Consider the following 15,383-nt stretch of genomic DNA (forward strand, 5'->3'; position numbering starts at 1 on the left):
GCAAAGCCGACTGAGGGGGCCGTTGCGGCGTCGGCCCTGCTCGCCCCCTCCGGCCCTCTGGGCCACCTCCCCCGCAACGCGGGGGAGGATCTGTCTTCCGCCCCTTGACCCCTCCGTCCGTTCGGCATCTGATCATTGATAACAATGATACGGGAGGGGTCCATGCCGGCGAACGGGCGCAAGAGCATCTTCATCACGGGCGCGGCCAGCGGCATCGGCCTGGCCTGCGCCAAGCGCTTCGCCAAGGAGGGCTGGTTCGTCGGCCTGTCGGACATCGACAAGGTGGGGCTCAAGGCCGCCCTGCTGGCCATCGGCCCGGAGAACGGCTCGATCCATCCCCTGGACGTCCGCGACCGCGAGGCCTGGGAGAACGTCATCGGCGAGTTCGGACGCGAGACCGGCGGCCAGGCGAACGCCCTGCTGAACAATGCCGGCGTCGCGCGCTTTGGCATGCTGAACGAGATGTCCGACGCCGATTGCGACATCCAGATCGACATCAACATCAAGGGCGTGATCAACGGCGCCCGCGCGGGCCTGCCGCTGTTGAAGGCGGCCGGCGGGCGACTGATCAATGTGGCCTCGTGCGCGGGCCTCTATGGCTCGCCGAAGCTTGCGGTCTATTCGGCCACCAAGTTCGCGGTGCGGGGGCTGTCAGAGGCTCTGGACGTCGAGTACGCCGCCTACGGCGTCAGCGTCGCCTGCGTCATGCCGTGGTTCGTCGAGACGCCGATCCTCAACGCGGCCTCGGACGGCTCCAACAAATCGATGTCGGAGTCGCTGAAGGCCGGCGGGCTGGAGGTCTATCCCGTCGAGGACGCAGCCCAGGTGGTCTGGGAGGCCGCCCACGGCAAGGCGCTGCACTACCTGGTGGGCAAGCGGGCCAAGCAGATGCGCTTCGCCGCCAGCCACATGCCGGGCAGCCTTAGGAAGCAGCTCCGCTCCCGGCCCCTACTGTAGCTTTCAGACCGTCCAGCGCCGGCTTGTCATGGGTCGGCGCGCTGGCCTTGGCCGGCGTCAGCGCCGGCGCGGACGCCGGTTCGCTGACCGGACCGAGGGGCCCGCCGACGCCCGGCGCGCCATTGGCGAGCTCCGGACGCGCCAGGCTGGCATAGGCCACCGGGCCGTGACCGTCGGCCGTCAGGCTGGCGATCTCGGACGGCGCGATGTCGTCCACAGTCGGGGATTGGATCGAACCGCCGCTGCGGCGACCGAAGCGATAGAAGATGTGCATGCCCACCTGGGTCACGCGCTGAAGGCGCAGCCCCCAGCCCGGCGACACATGGACGGTGTGGAAGTGCGTGGCCGAGCCGACGGGGCTCTCGATCGTGCCAGCCACGACGCGGGTGGCGACCTTGCGAGCCCGGCTCCAGGCGCCGATGTCGCGGGCGCGGCGCATCGAGCCGTCGCAGGCGAAGCTGAACTGGCAGCCCGTGCGGTTGTAGGCGCCCTGGAACACGACGCCGCAGATCGACTTCGGGAAGGCCGGGTGACGCACGCGGTTCAGAACGACCTGGGCCACGGCCGCCTGGCCGCTGGGGGTCTCGCCACGGGCTTCGTAATAGACGGCCTGGGCCAGGCATTCGAGCTCGCGCGAGCTCTGCAGGGCGTTGCCCAGCTGGAACGGACCCGCGCCGCCGCCATTGAACATGGTGCCGAAGCTGGCGCGCAGCATCAGCGGGCCGGTGCGGCCGCTCTGGCCCGGCAGCAGGGTCGAGCCGGCGCCTTCAAGACGGGCGGCCAGCATGGCCGACTGACGATCACGCTGATCGACGGCGGCGAAGAGATAGGGATCATGACGCTTGGCCACGGCGAGCGCGCCGGGGTCCATACGCGTAGACGCGCTGAGCATCGCCGCCTCGGAGAAATCTCCCGAAGCGCCTTCCGCCAATCGGGCGACACGGGCGTGGGTGGAGGCCGATTGGGCCAGGCCACCCAGAAGGTAAACGCCGCCCAGGGCGAGACCCGTGATGGATCCCACCAATACGGCGCCGACCAGCCCGCGCGCATCCGCGCGCGTCTGCGACTTGATATACAAAACTCGTGTCCTGCGCGGCGAGAGCCTCCGGCTCCCCGACAAAAGCGCCTCGGAAACCCCGCGAAAATGACCGGCGGAGACTCTTCCGAAGCGGAGGATTGGCCGTATCACGCTGTGGCCAAGATCCTGCTTGTAGCGGCTTATGACGTATCGGTGACCGACTCGCAAGCACTGGACGCGCCGCGACACGGGCTGTGCGCGCTTGCGTCGCACAGTCTAATCGTTAACGCCTTGAATCCTCGCGAAAAGCTCGAGAAGCCCGATCGTCGTTTTTTTGCCGCCGCGAAAGCCTTGCCATGCCTGTGTTGCGCCGATCCGGGCGGAATCTGAGCCGAGACTTATCGTTACTCGGCAACGACACAAGGTTAACGGCCAAGGCCGATGCGGGGACTCTGGCGAGCCCCCCGCTGGTCCTGGATCAGCGCCCGCGGATGAGGCGCCAGCCGTCGATGATCAGCTTCAGCAGAATGATCGCCACGGCGACCCAAAGGCCGATCTGCAGGCTCATCTCCACCGTCCTCTGCAGGTTGGCGAGACCCGCCACCGTGGCTTCCGGCGCGACCAGGGTGACCAGCGGCATGGCCGGCCAGAGGGCGGCGGCGATGGCCAGGCCGATCAGCCCGCCGACGATCTCAAAGCCCGCCCGCGCCCGCACCCAGCCCGGCTTGACCACCAGGATCAGGCCCGACATCACCTGCACCACCGCCATGACCAGGATCGGCCAATACAGGGTCTGGAAGATCGGCGAGAAGCTTAGGACGATCTCGCCGTCGCGCGTGGCGATGACGTTGCTGTCGGGGAAGTCCACCAGCTTGGTCCACCAGCCGATGAACAGCAGGGTGACCGCCACCTCGAAGAGACCCTCGAACAGGCTCTCGAAGAACCACTTCTTGGTCTTCGGGACCTTGGGCAGGTCATTGACCTTCCAGTTCTTGAACCCGTCGGTCTTGATCCAGCCGCGCTCGATGGCGGCGCCGATCAGGGTCGCCGCGCCGATCAGGCTGAGCGCGGTCGGGATGAAGTCGTTGAACGTCCGCGCCACCAGGCGCGCGTCGCCATGCGCCGTCAGCAGGGCCACGCCCGCCGGGATCACCGCCGCCAAGGCGGCCACCGCCAGCAGCACCTTCACGCCGAACAGCCAGAACGGATAGATCTCCGGTCCGATCAGCGCGGTGCGCGGGCCATAGCGACCGGCCACGGCGATGGGGTGACCGATCTCGCGCAGCAGCGCCTCGATCTCGCGCTTGTCGAGCGGGCGGGACAGGGCCGCCTCCCGCTCCTCGACGCGGTTGACGATCAGGTCGCGCAGCTCGGCGACGATGTCCTGGCGCGAGTCCTTGGGCAGCAGGGCGGCGACGGCGCCCAGGTAACGATCGACCAGATCGCTCATGTCATGGGGTCCTTTGGTGAGAGTGGCCGCGCTCACAACAGCGGCTCCAGGGCGGCGTTGATGGCGCGCCATTCGTCGGCGAGGCGGGCCAGCACGGCCCTCCCCTCGCTCGACAGCTGATAGAAACGCTTCTTGCGCTTGTCTTCCTCGCGCCACTCGCTGGCCAGCAGCCCTTGAGCCTCCAGCCGGCGCAGCATCGGATAGAGCGCGCCTTCGTCGATCTCCACGCCCACGCCCGAAAGCGCCTGACGCAGGCTGTAGCCGTAGCGCTCCTCCCTAAGCTGGGCGAGCACGGCGAGGATCAGCGTTCCCCGCCGCAGCTCTTGGCGGAGCGATTCAAAGATGTCCGTATCGGTGGGCATAGGGTGTACGACGCATAGTGTGTGGCACATGGTGTGCGATAAACACTGTATGTCACACAGTACAAACGCGTGTCAACGCCCACGGAACGGCGTTCGTGCGCGCCGCATTGATAGGTGTTCGTACCCAATACCCCCGCGGGCGGATTGACGTAGTCTTCAGGGGACCAGGAGCCTCGCCGATGCCGCGCACGATCCGCACCTTCGCCGCCACCGCCCTGCTCGCGGGCGGCCTTCTGGTCGCAGCGACCTCGGCCGCCGCCCAGGCCTCGGCGGCCAATGGCCAGAAGCTGGCCCAGCGCCACTGCGGCGGTTGCCACGCCGTGAGCGGCCTGAGAAGCGCCCTTCCCGGCGCGCCGGCCTTCGCCAAGCTCTATCTGCGCTACCCGCCCGGCGGGGTCGACCAGGTGCTGTCCGAAGGCATGCTGTCGCCCCAATCGCCGCCCGAGGAGGGCTCGCCCCACACCCATCCGCGCATGCCGCAGGTTAAGTTCGACGACGACCAGCGCGCCGACCTCAAGGCCTATCTGCTCAGCCTGGACCCACGCTGACCCTGCTCAGGCCGCCGCCGTCAGCGCAGTGTTGATGCCCGCATAGAGGGTCGCAGGCGTCACCGGCTTGGTGATGAACCCGTCGGCCCCGGCGGCGAAGGCCGCGTCGCGATGCTCGCGCGAGGCGTTGGCGGTCATCATCACGATCGGCGTGGGCGCAGCCCCCTCCTCGGCGCCGGCCTCCAGGCGCCGGACCTCCCGGGTCGCGGTCAGGCCGTCCATCACCGGCATCTGCATGTCCATCAGGATCAGGTCGAAGCGCTGGGCGGCCAGAAGGGTCAGCGCCTCGGCGCCGTTCTCGGCCATCACCAGCTCCGCCCCGGTCGGCTCCAGCAAGAGCTCGACGACGCGGCGGTTGTTGGGATTGTCCTCGACCAGCAGGATCTTCATGGCGGCGGCCAGATCGGCCTCGCCCTCGACCGCCGCCGAGGCCTCGGGCTCGGCGGTCGAGACCGGCACGCGCACGCGGAACACGCTGCCCCGCGCCGCGCCGGCGACCGCCTCGATCTCGCCGCCCATCATGCGCGCCAGGGCGCGGCAGATCGTCAGTCCAAGTCCCGTGCCGCCGAACCGGCGCGTCACCGAGGCGTCGCCCTGGATGAAGGGCTCGAAGAGCACGCGCTCCATGTCCGGCGAGAGGCCCACGCCCGTGTCGCGCACCTCGATGAGCAGGGTCTGGGCCGCCTCGTCCGGGCCGTCGACCTTGACGCTGACGGCGATCTCGCCCGCGTCGGTGAACTTGATGGCGTTGGCCAGCAGGTTCCAGAGGATCTGGCGGATCTTCTGGGCGTCGCCGCGATAGCGCGCGCCGGGCGGGGCGATCACCGAGACGTCGAACCCCAGCCCCTTGTTGTCGGCCTTGATCTTGAAGAGGTCGGTCGAGGAACGCACCAGGTCCTCGATCCCGAAGGTCACGACCTCCAGCTCCATGCGCTCGGCCTCGATCTTGGCCAGGTCCAGGAGGGCGCTGAGGATCGACTCCAGGGTCGTCCCGGACTCGACGATGATCTCGACCATCTCGCGCTGGCGATCGGTCAAAGCGCTCTGGCGCAGGGCCGAGGCCAGGGCGATCACCCCGTTCAGTGGCGTGCGGATCTCATGGCTGACATTGGCCACGAACTGGGATTTGACCTGGCTGGCGCGCTCGGCCAGCTCCAGGGCGTCACGAAGCTCGGTCTCGCGCTCGCGCAGCTCGGTCACGTCGATGAACGAGGTGACGGTCAGGTTCGGCGGCTCGCCGATCTTGTCGAAGATCGGCAGCGAATTGACGCTGAGCCAGCGCAGCGCGCCGTCCGGCAGCTGCACCCCCAGAACAAAGTTCAGGACCGGCTCTTGCGTGGCCAGGCACACCATCGAGGGCTGGGCCTCGACCGGAAGCGGCGCTCCGGCGGCGTCGACGATCCGCCAGTCGTCGTCGATCGAGCTCTTTCCCAGCAACTGGTCGTGGGTCAGGCCCAGCAGCGCGGCGGCGGCGGGGTTATGGCGCAGAATGGTGCTGCTCCGGTCCTGCAGCACCACCCCCTCGCGCATGGCCGCGAAGATCGTCCGGAACTGCACCCCTTCGGCCGCCAGGTTCAGCAGTTGCTGCGCCTGGACGTCGGCCAGTTCGCAGCGCGCCCGCATCTCGATCAGACGCGCGGCGATCCTGGCCAGGCGTTCGAGGGCCTGAACCTCCTTCGCCGACCAGTCGCGCGTGCGTTGGTCGATCACGCCGACCGCGCCGATGGCGACGCCCTGCTCGGTGACGATCGGCGCGCCCGCATAGCTGCGGACGTGCTCGGGGCCGGTCACGAGCCGGTTGTCCTTGAACCGCGGATCCAGCGTCACGTCCGGCACCAGGAGCGTGCTGGCCTGGGCCACCGCATGGGCGCAGAACGACACCTCCCGCTCGGTCTCGCAGATATCGATGCCGACCCGGGCCTTGAACCACTGGCGATGATCATCGATCAGCGACACGACGACGATCGGCGCCTGGCAGGCGTCCTGCGCGGCGTGGACGATGTCGTCGAACTCCGGCTCGGGCGGCGTATCCAGGATGCCAAGGTCCAGGAGCGCCCGAACTCGGGCGATCTCCCGTGCCGTTACAGACTTGTCCATCGCTGCGACCGCACCCCCAAACTCAGCGCCGAGGGTCTTAGTACTTGATTTGGGGTTATCCGCGCCCTTCGTGTGGGGTGGCGGAGATGTCGCTTTTTGACGCAGGCGGCGCGCTGACACGCCGGACGCGGATGCGGCCTCGAAAGACCGCCGCGTCCGCGATCCCCCTGGATTTCGAGGGGGCCAAGGTTTGCGTGACCTCAACGGCGACAGTATCTTGCACGGCGAAGGGGGACGATCACCTTGTCCAGAACCAAGGGCGCAAAGGATCTCGGTCACGAGGCCAAGCGCCGCGACTTGTTGGAGAAGATGACGCTGCACCTCATGGCGCGTGGGGGCGAGCGCGCGAGCTTTCGCGACCTCGCCGCCGCCGCCGAGGTGTCGCCGCCGACCCTGCGCCACTATTTCGGCGACCGCCGCGCGGTGATCGATGCGGTGCTGGAGGAGTGCCTGCGACGCGGGCGCATCGGCCTCGAGGCTCAGCGCGCCAGCGATCTGCCCTTCGAGGCCTCGATCCACACCTATGCGCGCAGCCTGGTCAATGCGCTGCGGGCCGAGAAGACGGTTCGTCTGGGCGATGTCTTCGCTCTCAGCCTCGCCGAAGGCCTGATGGATCCCAGCTACGGGCGCCCGGCCCTGGAGCACATCGTCGAGCCGACCCTGCAGGCGCTGGAGGCGCGTCTTCAACTGCATATCGCGCGCGGCGAGATGCGGGCCGACGTCGATCCGCGCATGGCGGCGCTGCAACTGGTGTCGCCGCTGCTTCTGGCTTGCCTGCACCAGGACCAGCTGGAGGGCGCTCACCTGCGCGCCATGAGCCTGGAAAAGCTGATCGCCAGCACCTGCGGCGCGTTCCTGCGCGCCTTCGCCACCTCACCGCCTGTGTGGGGAACCGACGAGCCGCCGGCGCCGGCCCTGGCTGCGGCCGATTGGCGCTAGAGCGTTCTCCGATCAGCGTGAAGCGGTGATCGGCTTGAAGAACGCTCTAAACTCTTGAAAAAATCCCTTTTTATCCGACCCGATTGGTTCAATCAGATCGGAAAGCGCTTCAGCGCGCGCGACCTGATTGCGTCAGGCCGTGAAACCCAGCCTTGATTTCGGCGCGTTTTCTTCACCCGAACCGGGACCACGTCGCTCCAGAAAACGCTCCAAGCGCCACCGCAAACCCTTAAGCGGTTTGCCGCCCTTTCTTTATACCAACTGATACACTAAATAACCTTCGATCAGGTTTGACCGAGGGAGACGCCAGCATGGACGGCGCGATCCATATCCTCGAGCCCCGCGGCGAAAGCACGACGCGCGCGGGCGCCGACGCGGCCAAGGCCATGGCGCTTCTCGGCGCCTTGGGTCTGATCCCGTTCGTCGCGCCGCCTCTCCTGGTCCTGACGGGCCTGATCCCGGCCGGAGCGGCCTGGATCGCCCAGGCCGCCTATGCCGGCGCGATCCTGGCCTTCCTCGGCGGCGTCCGCGCCGCCCACGCCGCGCTGGGCGCCCGGGCGGACATCGCCACCCTGGTGATCGCCATGGCCCCGCCGATCGTCGGCTTCGCGGTCGCAGCCCTGGTGGCCGCCGCCGGCTCGCCCGCCGTGGTCTCCGCCGGTCTCCTGGGCCTGGCCCTGGCCCTCGCGGCGCAAGGCGCCTGGGACATGACGGCGCGCACCCTGCCCGACTGGTATCGCAAGCTGCGCCTGCCGCTGACCGTGGTGGCCTGCGGCGCGCTGCTGGTCGGCGCGCTGGTGGCGAGCCTGCCCGCATGACCTCTCGCCTGGCCGTTGTTGTCGGGGCCAGCGGCGGCCTCGGTCGCGCCTTCGTGACCCGCCTGGCGGTCGAGCCCGGCTGGAGCGCGGTGATCGGCGTGGGCCGCGCTCGTCCCGACGACTGGCCAGACGACCCCCGCACGCCGTTCCTGACGATGGACCTGCTGGACGAGACCGCCCTGGCCGACCTCGCCCGCCAACTGCGCGAGCGGGGGACCCTTGGCCTGCTGCTGATCGCCACCGGCCTGCTGCATGACACCGACCTAGCCCCTGAAAAGAGCATGCGGGCGGTCAGCGCCGCGTCGATGCAGCGCCTGTTTGAGGTCAACGCCGTCCTCCCCAGCCTGGTCGCCAAGCACCTGGCCCCGCTGCTGCCCAAGGACGAGCCAAGCGTCATCGCCGCCCTGTCGGCGCGGGTCGGCAGCATCGGCGACAACCGTCTGGGCGGCTGGCACGCCTATCGCGCCAGCAAGGCGGCGCTGAACATGATGATCCGCTGCCAGGCGCTGGAGCTGCAACGCGAGCGTCCGCGCGCCGTCTGCGTGGTGTTGCACCCCGGCACGGTCGCCACCGACCTCAGCGCCCCGTTCGCGCGCTCGCCCAAGACCCTGTTCACCCCCGACGACGCCGCCCAGCGCCTGCTCAAGGTGCTGTCCCAGCTGGAGCCCGCCGACAGCGGCGGCTTCTTCGCCCATGACGGCCAGCCCATCCCCTGGTGAGACGCTCGCCCCCTTCCCAACCCTTTTCGGAGACGCCCGCATGTTGATCCCCAGCGATGTCGCCCGCGCGGTGCGCCGCACGACCACGACCTTCGTCCTCAACTGGATCGACGCCCGACAGCGGGCGATGGATCTGGATCCCCTGGAGTTCCTGATCGTCCACACGATCGCCGCCGCCAATCTGCAGCACCTGCCCGCCAGCCGCCGCGCCGACCTGAACGATCCCGAGGCCGGCGACGAGCGTCACCCGGTGTCGATCGAGGGCGTGGCCGCAGCCCTGAACGTCTCCAGCGAGACCGTCCGCCGTCGCCTCAAGGCCCTGGTCGCCCGCGGTCTCGTCGAGCGCATGGGCCCGCTGGAGGACGACGACGGCGAGCGCAGCGGCCTCAGCGCCGGCCTCGCCATCGACCTCAAGGCCCTGGAGAGCCCGGCCATGCGCCGGTCGCTGGGCCTGGAGCTGTCGCAGCTGTGGCGGCTTTTGCTGTCGCTGGAGCAACTCGGCGTCATCCGCATCAACCGCCAGCACATCGCCAATATGGCGGCGTGAGGGGTGCGCGCCGGGCCGCCTACCGCCAGCCTGCTGCCAGTCTCCGTCAGCAGGCCCCCTAGCCTTCGCCCCCGCGCGCTCCTAACTTGACGCCATGCCTTCTCGCGACACCTCCGGCGTCTCTGACGTCTCGACGCCCTTCGTGCTGGACACGGTTCCGGGCGGAGCGATCCCGGCGCTGTGGACCCCGCACCGCCCGGCGCGCCCCAGCAAGTCCGAGGGCGGCAAGACCTTCAAGCTGGTCAGCGACTACCAGCCCGCCGGCGACCAGCCGACCGCCATCGCCGAACTGGTCGAGGGCCTGGAGAACGGTGACCAGGACCAGGTGCTCTTGGGCGTCACCGGCTCGGGCAAGACCTTCACCATGGCCCAGGTCATCGCGCGCACCCAGCGCCCGGCCCTGATCCTGGCCCCGAACAAGACCCTGGCCGCCCAGCTCTACAGCGAGATGAAGTCGTTCTTTCCGGAGAACGCGGTCGAGTACTTCGTCAGCTACTACGACTACTACCAGCCGGAAGCCTACGTGCCCCGGACCGACACCTATATCGAGAAGGACTCCTCGATTAACGAGCAGATCGACCGGATGCGCCACTCGGCCACCCGGGCGATCCTGGAGCGCGACGACGTCATCGTCGTGGCCTCGGTGTCGTGCATCTACGGCATCGGCTCGGTCGAGACCTACACCGCCATGACCTTCACCCTGGAGGTCGGGCAGCGGGTCGATGAAAAGCAGCTGATCGCCGACCTGGTGGCCCAGCAGTACAAGCGCAACGACCAGGCCTTCGAGCGCGGCACCTTCCGCCGCCGGGGCGACACGATCGAGATCTTCCCCGCCCACTACGAGGACCGCGCCTGGCGCGTCACGATGTTCGGCGACGAGGTCGAGGCGCTCAGCGAGTTCGACACCCTGACCGGCAAGAAGACCGCCGACCTCGAGATGATCAAGGTCTACGCCAACAGCCACCACGTCACCCCGCGCCCCACCCTGCGCCAGGCGATCATCGCCATCCGCGAGGAGCTGAAGGAGCGCCTGGAATGGTTGGTCGCCAACGGCAAGCTGCTGGAAGCCCAGCGCCTGGAGCAGCGCACGACCTTTGACCTGGAGATGATCGAGACCACCGGCTCGTGCGCCGGCATCGAGAACTACAGCCGCTATCTGTCGGGCCGTAAGACCGGCGAGCCGCCGCCGACCTTCTTCGAATATATCCCCGACAACGCCCTGCTCTTCACCGACGAGAGCCACCAGACGGTTCCGCAGATCGGCGCCATGTACAAGGGCGACCGCAACCGCAAATGGACCCTGGCCGAGTACGGCTTCCGCCTGCCCAGCGCCCTCGACAACCGCCCCCTCAAGTTCGAGGAATGGGACGCCATGCGGCCCCAGTCGGTGCATGTCAGCGCCACCCCGGCCAACTGGGAGCTGGAGCGGGCCGGCGGCGTCTTCGCCGAGCAGGTCATCCGCCCCACCGGCCTGATCGACCCGCCGGTCGAGGTGCGCCCGGTCTCCAAGGACGGCGCCTCCCAGGTCGACGACGTGGTCGACGAGATCCGCCAGACCATCAGCAAGGGCTACCGCACCCTGGTCACCGTCCTCACCAAGAAGATGGCCGAGGACCTGACCGAATACCTGACCGAACAGGGCATCCGCGTCCGCTACATGCACAGCGACGTCGACACCATCGAGCGCATCGAGATCATCCGCGACCTGCGCCTGGGCCACTTCGACGTGCTGGTGGGCATCAACCTGCTGCGCGAGGGCCTGGACATCCCCGAATGCGGCCTGGTGGCCATTCTCGACGCCGACAAGGAAGGCTTCCTGCGCTCGGAGACCAGCCTGATCCAGACCATCGGCCGCGCCGCGCGCAATGTGGACGGCAAGGTCATCCTCTATGCCGACCGGGTCACCGGCTCGATGGAGCGGGCCATGGCCGAGACCGCCCGCCGCCGCGAAAAGCAGCACGCCTACAACCTCGAACACGGCATCACGCCCGAGAGCGTCAAGCGCGACATCAAGGACATCCTCAACAGCCCCTACGAGCGCGGCGACCGCGTGCTGGTGCCCATGGGCATGTCCGAGACCGACGACCGCCCGTTCAGCGGCGACAACTTCAAGGCCGCGCTCAAGGACCTGGAGGCCAAGATGCGCGAGGCCGCCGCGAACCTCGAGTTCGAAACCGCCGCCCGCCTGCGCGACGAGATCAAGCGCATGAAGCTGATGGACCTGGAGTTCGCCAACGAGGTCCTCACCGCCCCCGGCGAGGCGGTGGACAAGGCCATGCCCAAACGCGTGCGCGCCGAGCTGCGGGCCGAGCAGGCCGAAGCGTTCCGCAAGAGCCGGCTGTAAGACCCTCTCCCCTTGCGGGAGAGGGTGGCCGCGCCGCGGCCGGGTGAGGGGTCGCGCGGGCGCCCAAGCCCCTCTCCTCCCCCACCGGGGGAGGGGGACCGGCGAACGCCGGTGGAGGGGGCTCGCCGCGCTCCAACGCCGTTTTGAGAAACCCCCGTTTTGTTCTAACCTTCGGTCGATGACCGCGCGAAAGATCGCCCTCGACCCGCCCGCCGCCCCAGCGCCTGACGCTGACGAGGCCGCGCGCGTGGCCCGCTATCGCGCCCTGATCCAGGAAGGCCTGGACGAGCTGGATCGTGGCGAAGGTATCGAAGTGACCGACATCGACGCCTGGCTGGACACCCTCGGCCGCCGCCCGGCCTGACATGCGCCTGACCGTCACCATCGACGACGCCCTGATGGCAAACAAGCCGATTGGTGGTCACCCAAGCGAAAACGTCAGCATTCGCCGTTTTCCCTCGCTATCGTGAAGCCGGAATAGCACTCCGCGTTCCTTCTTGCCGGCGAGTTCCAACGCGGTTGTCATCGCAAGATCCAAGGCTTGGATAGCTGCTTCACTATCGACTTGATCTATCAATTCGAGACGGACTGCTTCGCGCACCGCCAGTCCGCCCATCCGCATCGCACAATCGATGATCGCAGTCGCTACTAGAGGATCCTGCAGACTGATTGATAGCAGTACTGCGTTACGCCAAGCCTCAATGTCACCCGACCGTTTGAAGGCGCAAATCAGGAAATGTTTGACCGCGTTCTCAACATTGCCCGCTTTCGACGAAGTCAGACCGAGATTGAAGTTAGCGACTAAGTTGAATACGTCGTGCGATACGATCAGCTCGCGCAGCAGTATCGGGTCGTTGAGGTCATCTCCCACTAGGGCGCTTGCTCGCGCGTCGCCCGCCGCTTTGCGAGCCGGTACGACAGGGGAACTGAACTCTAACTCTATGATCTCGCAAAGGATTGCCTTGAGGCCGATCTCCGCGCCTTCGCCTTCCTCCATATCCTCCTGCAAGGCGCGAAAATGATCTCTGGCCTCACCAACCAGACCAGCGAACATCAGAGCATCGGCAAGGAATAAGCGAACGCCACGATCATGCTTACGCTCGTAGGCAGCGCGATAGAAAAGCGCCGCGCCACGATACCGCCCCGCATTGAAGAGAGTCCGACCAATGTCGACCAGGAAATAGTCCGCACGCATATAGGCCGGCCGCAAACGACGCGCAGCATTGAGATGATGAAGCGCCTCGCGTTCATGACCGCCTAAACCAATAAGAAGGTTGGCGAGATTGTTGCGAACCAGGGCTTCGCGCTCAGGTTTTCCCGTGGCCCTTGCATGGGCCAAGGTCTCTCTGCAGAACCATTGGGCCGCTTGCGCGCTCACGGCCTTGGGTGCTCGGGCCTTTACAAGAAGATGATAAGCCATCGCCCATGACGGGTCTTGCTGTTGGTGTATGCCGTTGCTTATCGCAAGCTCGCAGGCCGCCATGGGGTCCGACGCTAAGGCAGCAACTGCGCGCGCAGCCAGAGATCGCTCCATGGTAGTAAGATTTTGGCGCAATACCGCGCGAGCCGCTACCTCAGCCTGAACATGAAGCCCCAAGCCTCGCAGCATCGTAACGAGCGAATAGAGCAACTCCCCCTTTAACGCGCTCGGATCGGGTTCGGCGATCTCTACCGACGCGTATCGATCAAGCCGCATGCGCAGGCCTAGCGCATGATCCTCAACATCGATGATTAAGTCATCGACGGCCTTGCGATCCCCAGTCAAGCAAGGGACTTCATTGATAATCGCGGCGATAGCATCATCGACTGCGAATTGCCTGCGAACCGGCGCGATAGGCCCCGCGCGAACCAGCGCAACCCTTTGTTGCGGATACGCGTTCTTCAGTGCCCGCCCGACCCGTAGCGTGCGCTCAAGGTCTGCAAGAGTCTGATCGCACCAAGCGTGCTCAAGACCGAACCGGATCGTTGCGGTCTTAACCCCGCCCTGCGCATTGTAGACATTGGCATCAAAAACCCAGGCCCAACGCCAACTGTCATCGGGACTGGAGTAGCGGAAGAGGGCTACTGGCAGATCAAGGCCACAGAGGTAGGCTAACTTTTCGTTTGGAAGTGTTAGTCGATCGGCTGCGTCTGCCGAGTCCGTGGCCTTCAGCTGAGCCAAGAAGATAAGCCCAGTGGCTTCGCCATCGGGCGAGAATACCTCGACTTCGAAGCCCACGCCGTAGTCATGGGACCGGTCTCGCACAACCCAATGCAATGGCACTAGAGCGCGAAAGCGATTGCGTGAGAGATCTTCGAGCTGATGTGATCGGGGGCGATTGGCCATGGACGCCTTCTCCATTGTACGAACAGAACTCTGTACTTTCCCGAGTCGCTCCATCGCTCCGCGTCCGCGACATCAAGGCTAGCCGCCGTGCGAAAGCCAAGTTGCCTTCAAAGAAGCCGGATCAAACGGAGCGATTGAAAGTGCTAGGTTCGGCTGATTCCCGCGCCTTTCATGCTCCGACCGCAAGCGTACCAATCCAAAGCATTTCAAGCGTCACAAGGGCCTACGCTGCCCCCTCATCCGACCGCCTGCGGCGGCCACCTTCTCCTGCGAGGGGAGAAGGGGTAGTTCGCACCTCTGCGCGGGCGTATCCCCTGCCCCGCGCCCGCAAATTCAACCCCTTAGCCGCCGCAGACTCCAACCTGTCCCCGGCGCTGTCATCGCTCGCACAATGGCTCCACCTCGTCGCGGGGAAAGGGCGCGTTGGCCAGCGACCGATTGCGGCGGCGGGGGGCGGTCGAGCGGGCGCGCTCGCCGGTGCGGGGGAGACCTCGCAACGATGTTCATCCGGCGGTAGTCGACCCTGGAACACAGAAACGACGTTGGACATCGGCCGGTGAGAGCGACAGGGACGCTGAAAAGCGTCCGTCCGGGATCAGGCTTCGCGACCTGACCCGCCCGTCGGAGGCTTCAAGGGTTTCGAGGCGCCAACAGCGTCGCGGGATCACGCTTCCGGATAACGGCTGCGCGGAGCGTTGCGGCTTCGTCGAAACGGTATTCAACATACACACTCCGGACGAAGGTCCGGCGCTCCGCAGCCCTTTTCCGACTCCTCGCAGCCGCGTGGCGCGAGGTCGATGAAACGCGCCCCCTCCCCTCGATGGGGAGGGGTAGGGGTGGGGTGATCTCGGCGGTCGAGGCCGTGCGCAGCCGCCGGCTCAGCAGGTCACCCCATCCCCCGCCCTTCCCCATCAAGGGGAAGGGAGGCTTCTTGGGAACTCTAAGCGGGAACGCCGGACGCATGCCCCCTCCCCTCGATGGGGAGGGGTAGGGGTGGGGTGATCTCGGCGGTTGAGGCCGCGCGCCGCCGTCGGCTCAGCAGGTCACCCCATCCCCGGCCCTTCCCCATCAAGGGGAAGGGAGGCTTCTTGGGAGCTCTAAGAGGGAACTCCGAACGCATGCCCCCTCCGTTGGCGGATGGCGAGGCGCAGGGGTGGGGTGATCTCGGCGGTCGAGGCCGCGCGCCGCCGCCGGCTCAGCAGGTCACCCCATCCCCGGCCCTTCCCCATCAAGGGGAAGGGAGGCTTCTTGGGAGCTC

The 15,383-nt window shown here is 67.0% G+C and carries 14 protein-coding genes and 3 pseudogenes; 9 read left to right on the forward strand and 8 right to left on the reverse strand.

What is annotated here, in order from left to right:
• Nucleotides 1–135 precede the first annotated feature (135 nt).
• Nucleotides 136–957: an SDR family oxidoreductase gene (locus CA606_RS14985; protein ID WP_181242612.1), complete on the forward strand. Its 822-nt coding sequence runs from the start codon at nt 136–138 to the stop codon at nt 955–957.
• Here the strand turns inward: CA606_RS14985 and CA606_RS14990 are convergent.
• Nucleotides 923–2,035, reverse strand: a complete 1,113-nt coding sequence (locus CA606_RS14990) for a cell wall hydrolase (protein ID WP_181242613.1) — start codon at nt 2,033–2,035, stop codon at nt 923–925. The two genes, CA606_RS14985 and CA606_RS14990, sit on opposite strands and share 35 nt — an antisense overlap.
• A gap of 66 nt (nt 2,036–2,101) precedes the next feature.
• Here CA606_RS14990 and CA606_RS14995 point away from each other — a divergent pair, with 66 nt between their 5' ends.
• Nucleotides 2,102–2,365 (forward strand): hypothetical protein, encoded by a 264-nt coding sequence (locus CA606_RS14995; RefSeq protein WP_219933439.1) that lies wholly within the window; start codon nt 2,102–2,104, stop codon nt 2,363–2,365.
• An 88-nt stretch (nt 2,366–2,453) separates the two neighbouring features.
• Here the strand turns inward: CA606_RS14995 and CA606_RS15000 are convergent, their stop codons facing one another.
• Together CA606_RS15000 and CA606_RS15005 are read right to left on the reverse strand one after the other, a co-directional pair.
• On the reverse strand, nt 2,454–3,497 hold the full coding sequence (locus tag CA606_RS15000; RefSeq protein ID WP_233282156.1) for a hypothetical protein: 1,044 nt from the start codon (nt 3,495–3,497) through the stop codon (nt 2,454–2,456).
• Nucleotides 3,458–3,787 carry a PadR family transcriptional regulator gene (locus tag CA606_RS15005; RefSeq protein ID WP_164468201.1) on the reverse strand — a complete coding sequence of 110 codons (330 nt, stop codon included), beginning with the start codon at nt 3,785–3,787 and terminating at the stop codon, nt 3,458–3,460. The genes CA606_RS15000 and CA606_RS15005 overlap by 40 nt, the downstream gene beginning before the upstream one ends.
• Before the next feature lie 179 nt (nt 3,788–3,966).
• Between CA606_RS15005 and CA606_RS15010 the strand changes: the two genes are divergently transcribed.
• Nucleotides 3,967–4,335, forward strand: a complete 369-nt coding sequence (locus CA606_RS15010) for a c-type cytochrome (protein ID WP_096050386.1) — start codon at nt 3,967–3,969, stop codon at nt 4,333–4,335.
• 6 nt (nt 4,336–4,341) lie between these two features.
• On the opposite strand, the gene CA606_RS15015 is transcribed toward CA606_RS15010, so the two are convergent.
• Nucleotides 4,342–6,432 (reverse strand): response regulator, encoded by a 2,091-nt coding sequence (locus CA606_RS15015; RefSeq protein WP_096050385.1) that lies wholly within the window; start codon nt 6,430–6,432, stop codon nt 4,342–4,344.
• Nucleotides 6,433–6,669: 237 nt separating this feature from the next.
• On the opposite strand from CA606_RS15015, the gene CA606_RS15020 reads away from it, so the two are divergent.
• The 6 genes and pseudogenes from CA606_RS15020 (at nt 6,670) to CA606_RS15045 (ending at nt 12,163) form a co-directional block, all read left to right on the forward strand.
• The gene (locus tag CA606_RS15020; protein ID WP_096050384.1) at nt 6,670–7,371 is read left to right on the forward strand and encodes a TetR/AcrR family transcriptional regulator; all 702 of its coding nucleotides are present in this window, start codon (nt 6,670–6,672) and stop codon (nt 7,369–7,371) included.
• A 290-nt stretch (nt 7,372–7,661) separates the two neighbouring features.
• Nucleotides 7,662–8,189 carry a DUF3429 domain-containing protein gene (locus CA606_RS15025; protein ID WP_096050383.1) on the forward strand — a complete coding sequence of 176 codons (528 nt, stop codon included), beginning with the start codon at nt 7,662–7,664 and terminating at the stop codon, nt 8,187–8,189.
• Nucleotides 8,186–8,908 (forward strand): SDR family NAD(P)-dependent oxidoreductase, encoded by a 723-nt coding sequence (locus CA606_RS15030; RefSeq protein WP_096050382.1) that lies wholly within the window; start codon nt 8,186–8,188, stop codon nt 8,906–8,908. Before CA606_RS15025 ends, CA606_RS15030 begins: the two co-directional genes overlap by 4 nt.
• Nucleotides 8,905–9,455: pseudogene (locus tag CA606_RS15035) on the forward strand (DeoR family transcriptional regulator). The gene CA606_RS15030 and the pseudogene CA606_RS15035 overlap by 4 nt, the downstream one beginning before the upstream one ends.
• A 94-nt stretch (nt 9,456–9,549) precedes the next feature.
• On the forward strand, nt 9,550–11,799 hold the full coding sequence (gene uvrB, locus CA606_RS15040) for an excinuclease ABC subunit UvrB (RefSeq protein WP_096050381.1): 2,250 nt from the start codon (nt 9,550–9,552) through the stop codon (nt 11,797–11,799).
• 178 nt (nt 11,800–11,977) lie between these two features.
• Entirely contained in the window at nt 11,978–12,163 is a 186-nt protein-coding gene (locus CA606_RS15045; RefSeq protein WP_096050380.1) for a hypothetical protein, read from the forward strand.
• 57 nt (nt 12,164–12,220) lie between these two features.
• Here CA606_RS15045 and CA606_RS15050 read toward each other — a convergent pair whose 3' ends face one another.
• The 4 genes and pseudogenes from CA606_RS15050 to CA606_RS15060 form a co-directional block, all read right to left on the reverse strand.
• Entirely contained in the window at nt 12,221–14,125 is a 1,905-nt protein-coding gene (locus CA606_RS15050; protein ID WP_181242615.1) for a DUF4365 domain-containing protein, read from the reverse strand.
• 396 nt (nt 14,126–14,521) lie between these two features.
• Nucleotides 14,522–14,594, reverse strand: a pseudogene (locus tag CA606_RS20675) (hypothetical protein); the annotation flags it as partial.
• Between the two features lie 338 nt (nt 14,595–14,932).
• Nucleotides 14,933–15,088: pseudogene (locus CA606_RS15055) on the reverse strand (hypothetical protein); the annotation flags it as partial.
• Nucleotides 15,066–15,245 carry a hypothetical protein gene (locus tag CA606_RS15060; RefSeq protein ID WP_096050375.1) on the reverse strand — a complete coding sequence of 60 codons (180 nt, stop codon included), beginning with the start codon at nt 15,243–15,245 and terminating at the stop codon, nt 15,066–15,068. The pseudogene CA606_RS15055 and the gene CA606_RS15060, both read right to left, overlap by 23 nt.
• Nucleotides 15,246–15,383: the final 138 nt, after the last annotated feature.

This window comes from Caulobacter vibrioides, assembly GCF_002310375.3.
GTDB lineage: Bacteria > Pseudomonadota > Alphaproteobacteria > Caulobacterales > Caulobacteraceae > Caulobacter > Caulobacter vibrioides_D.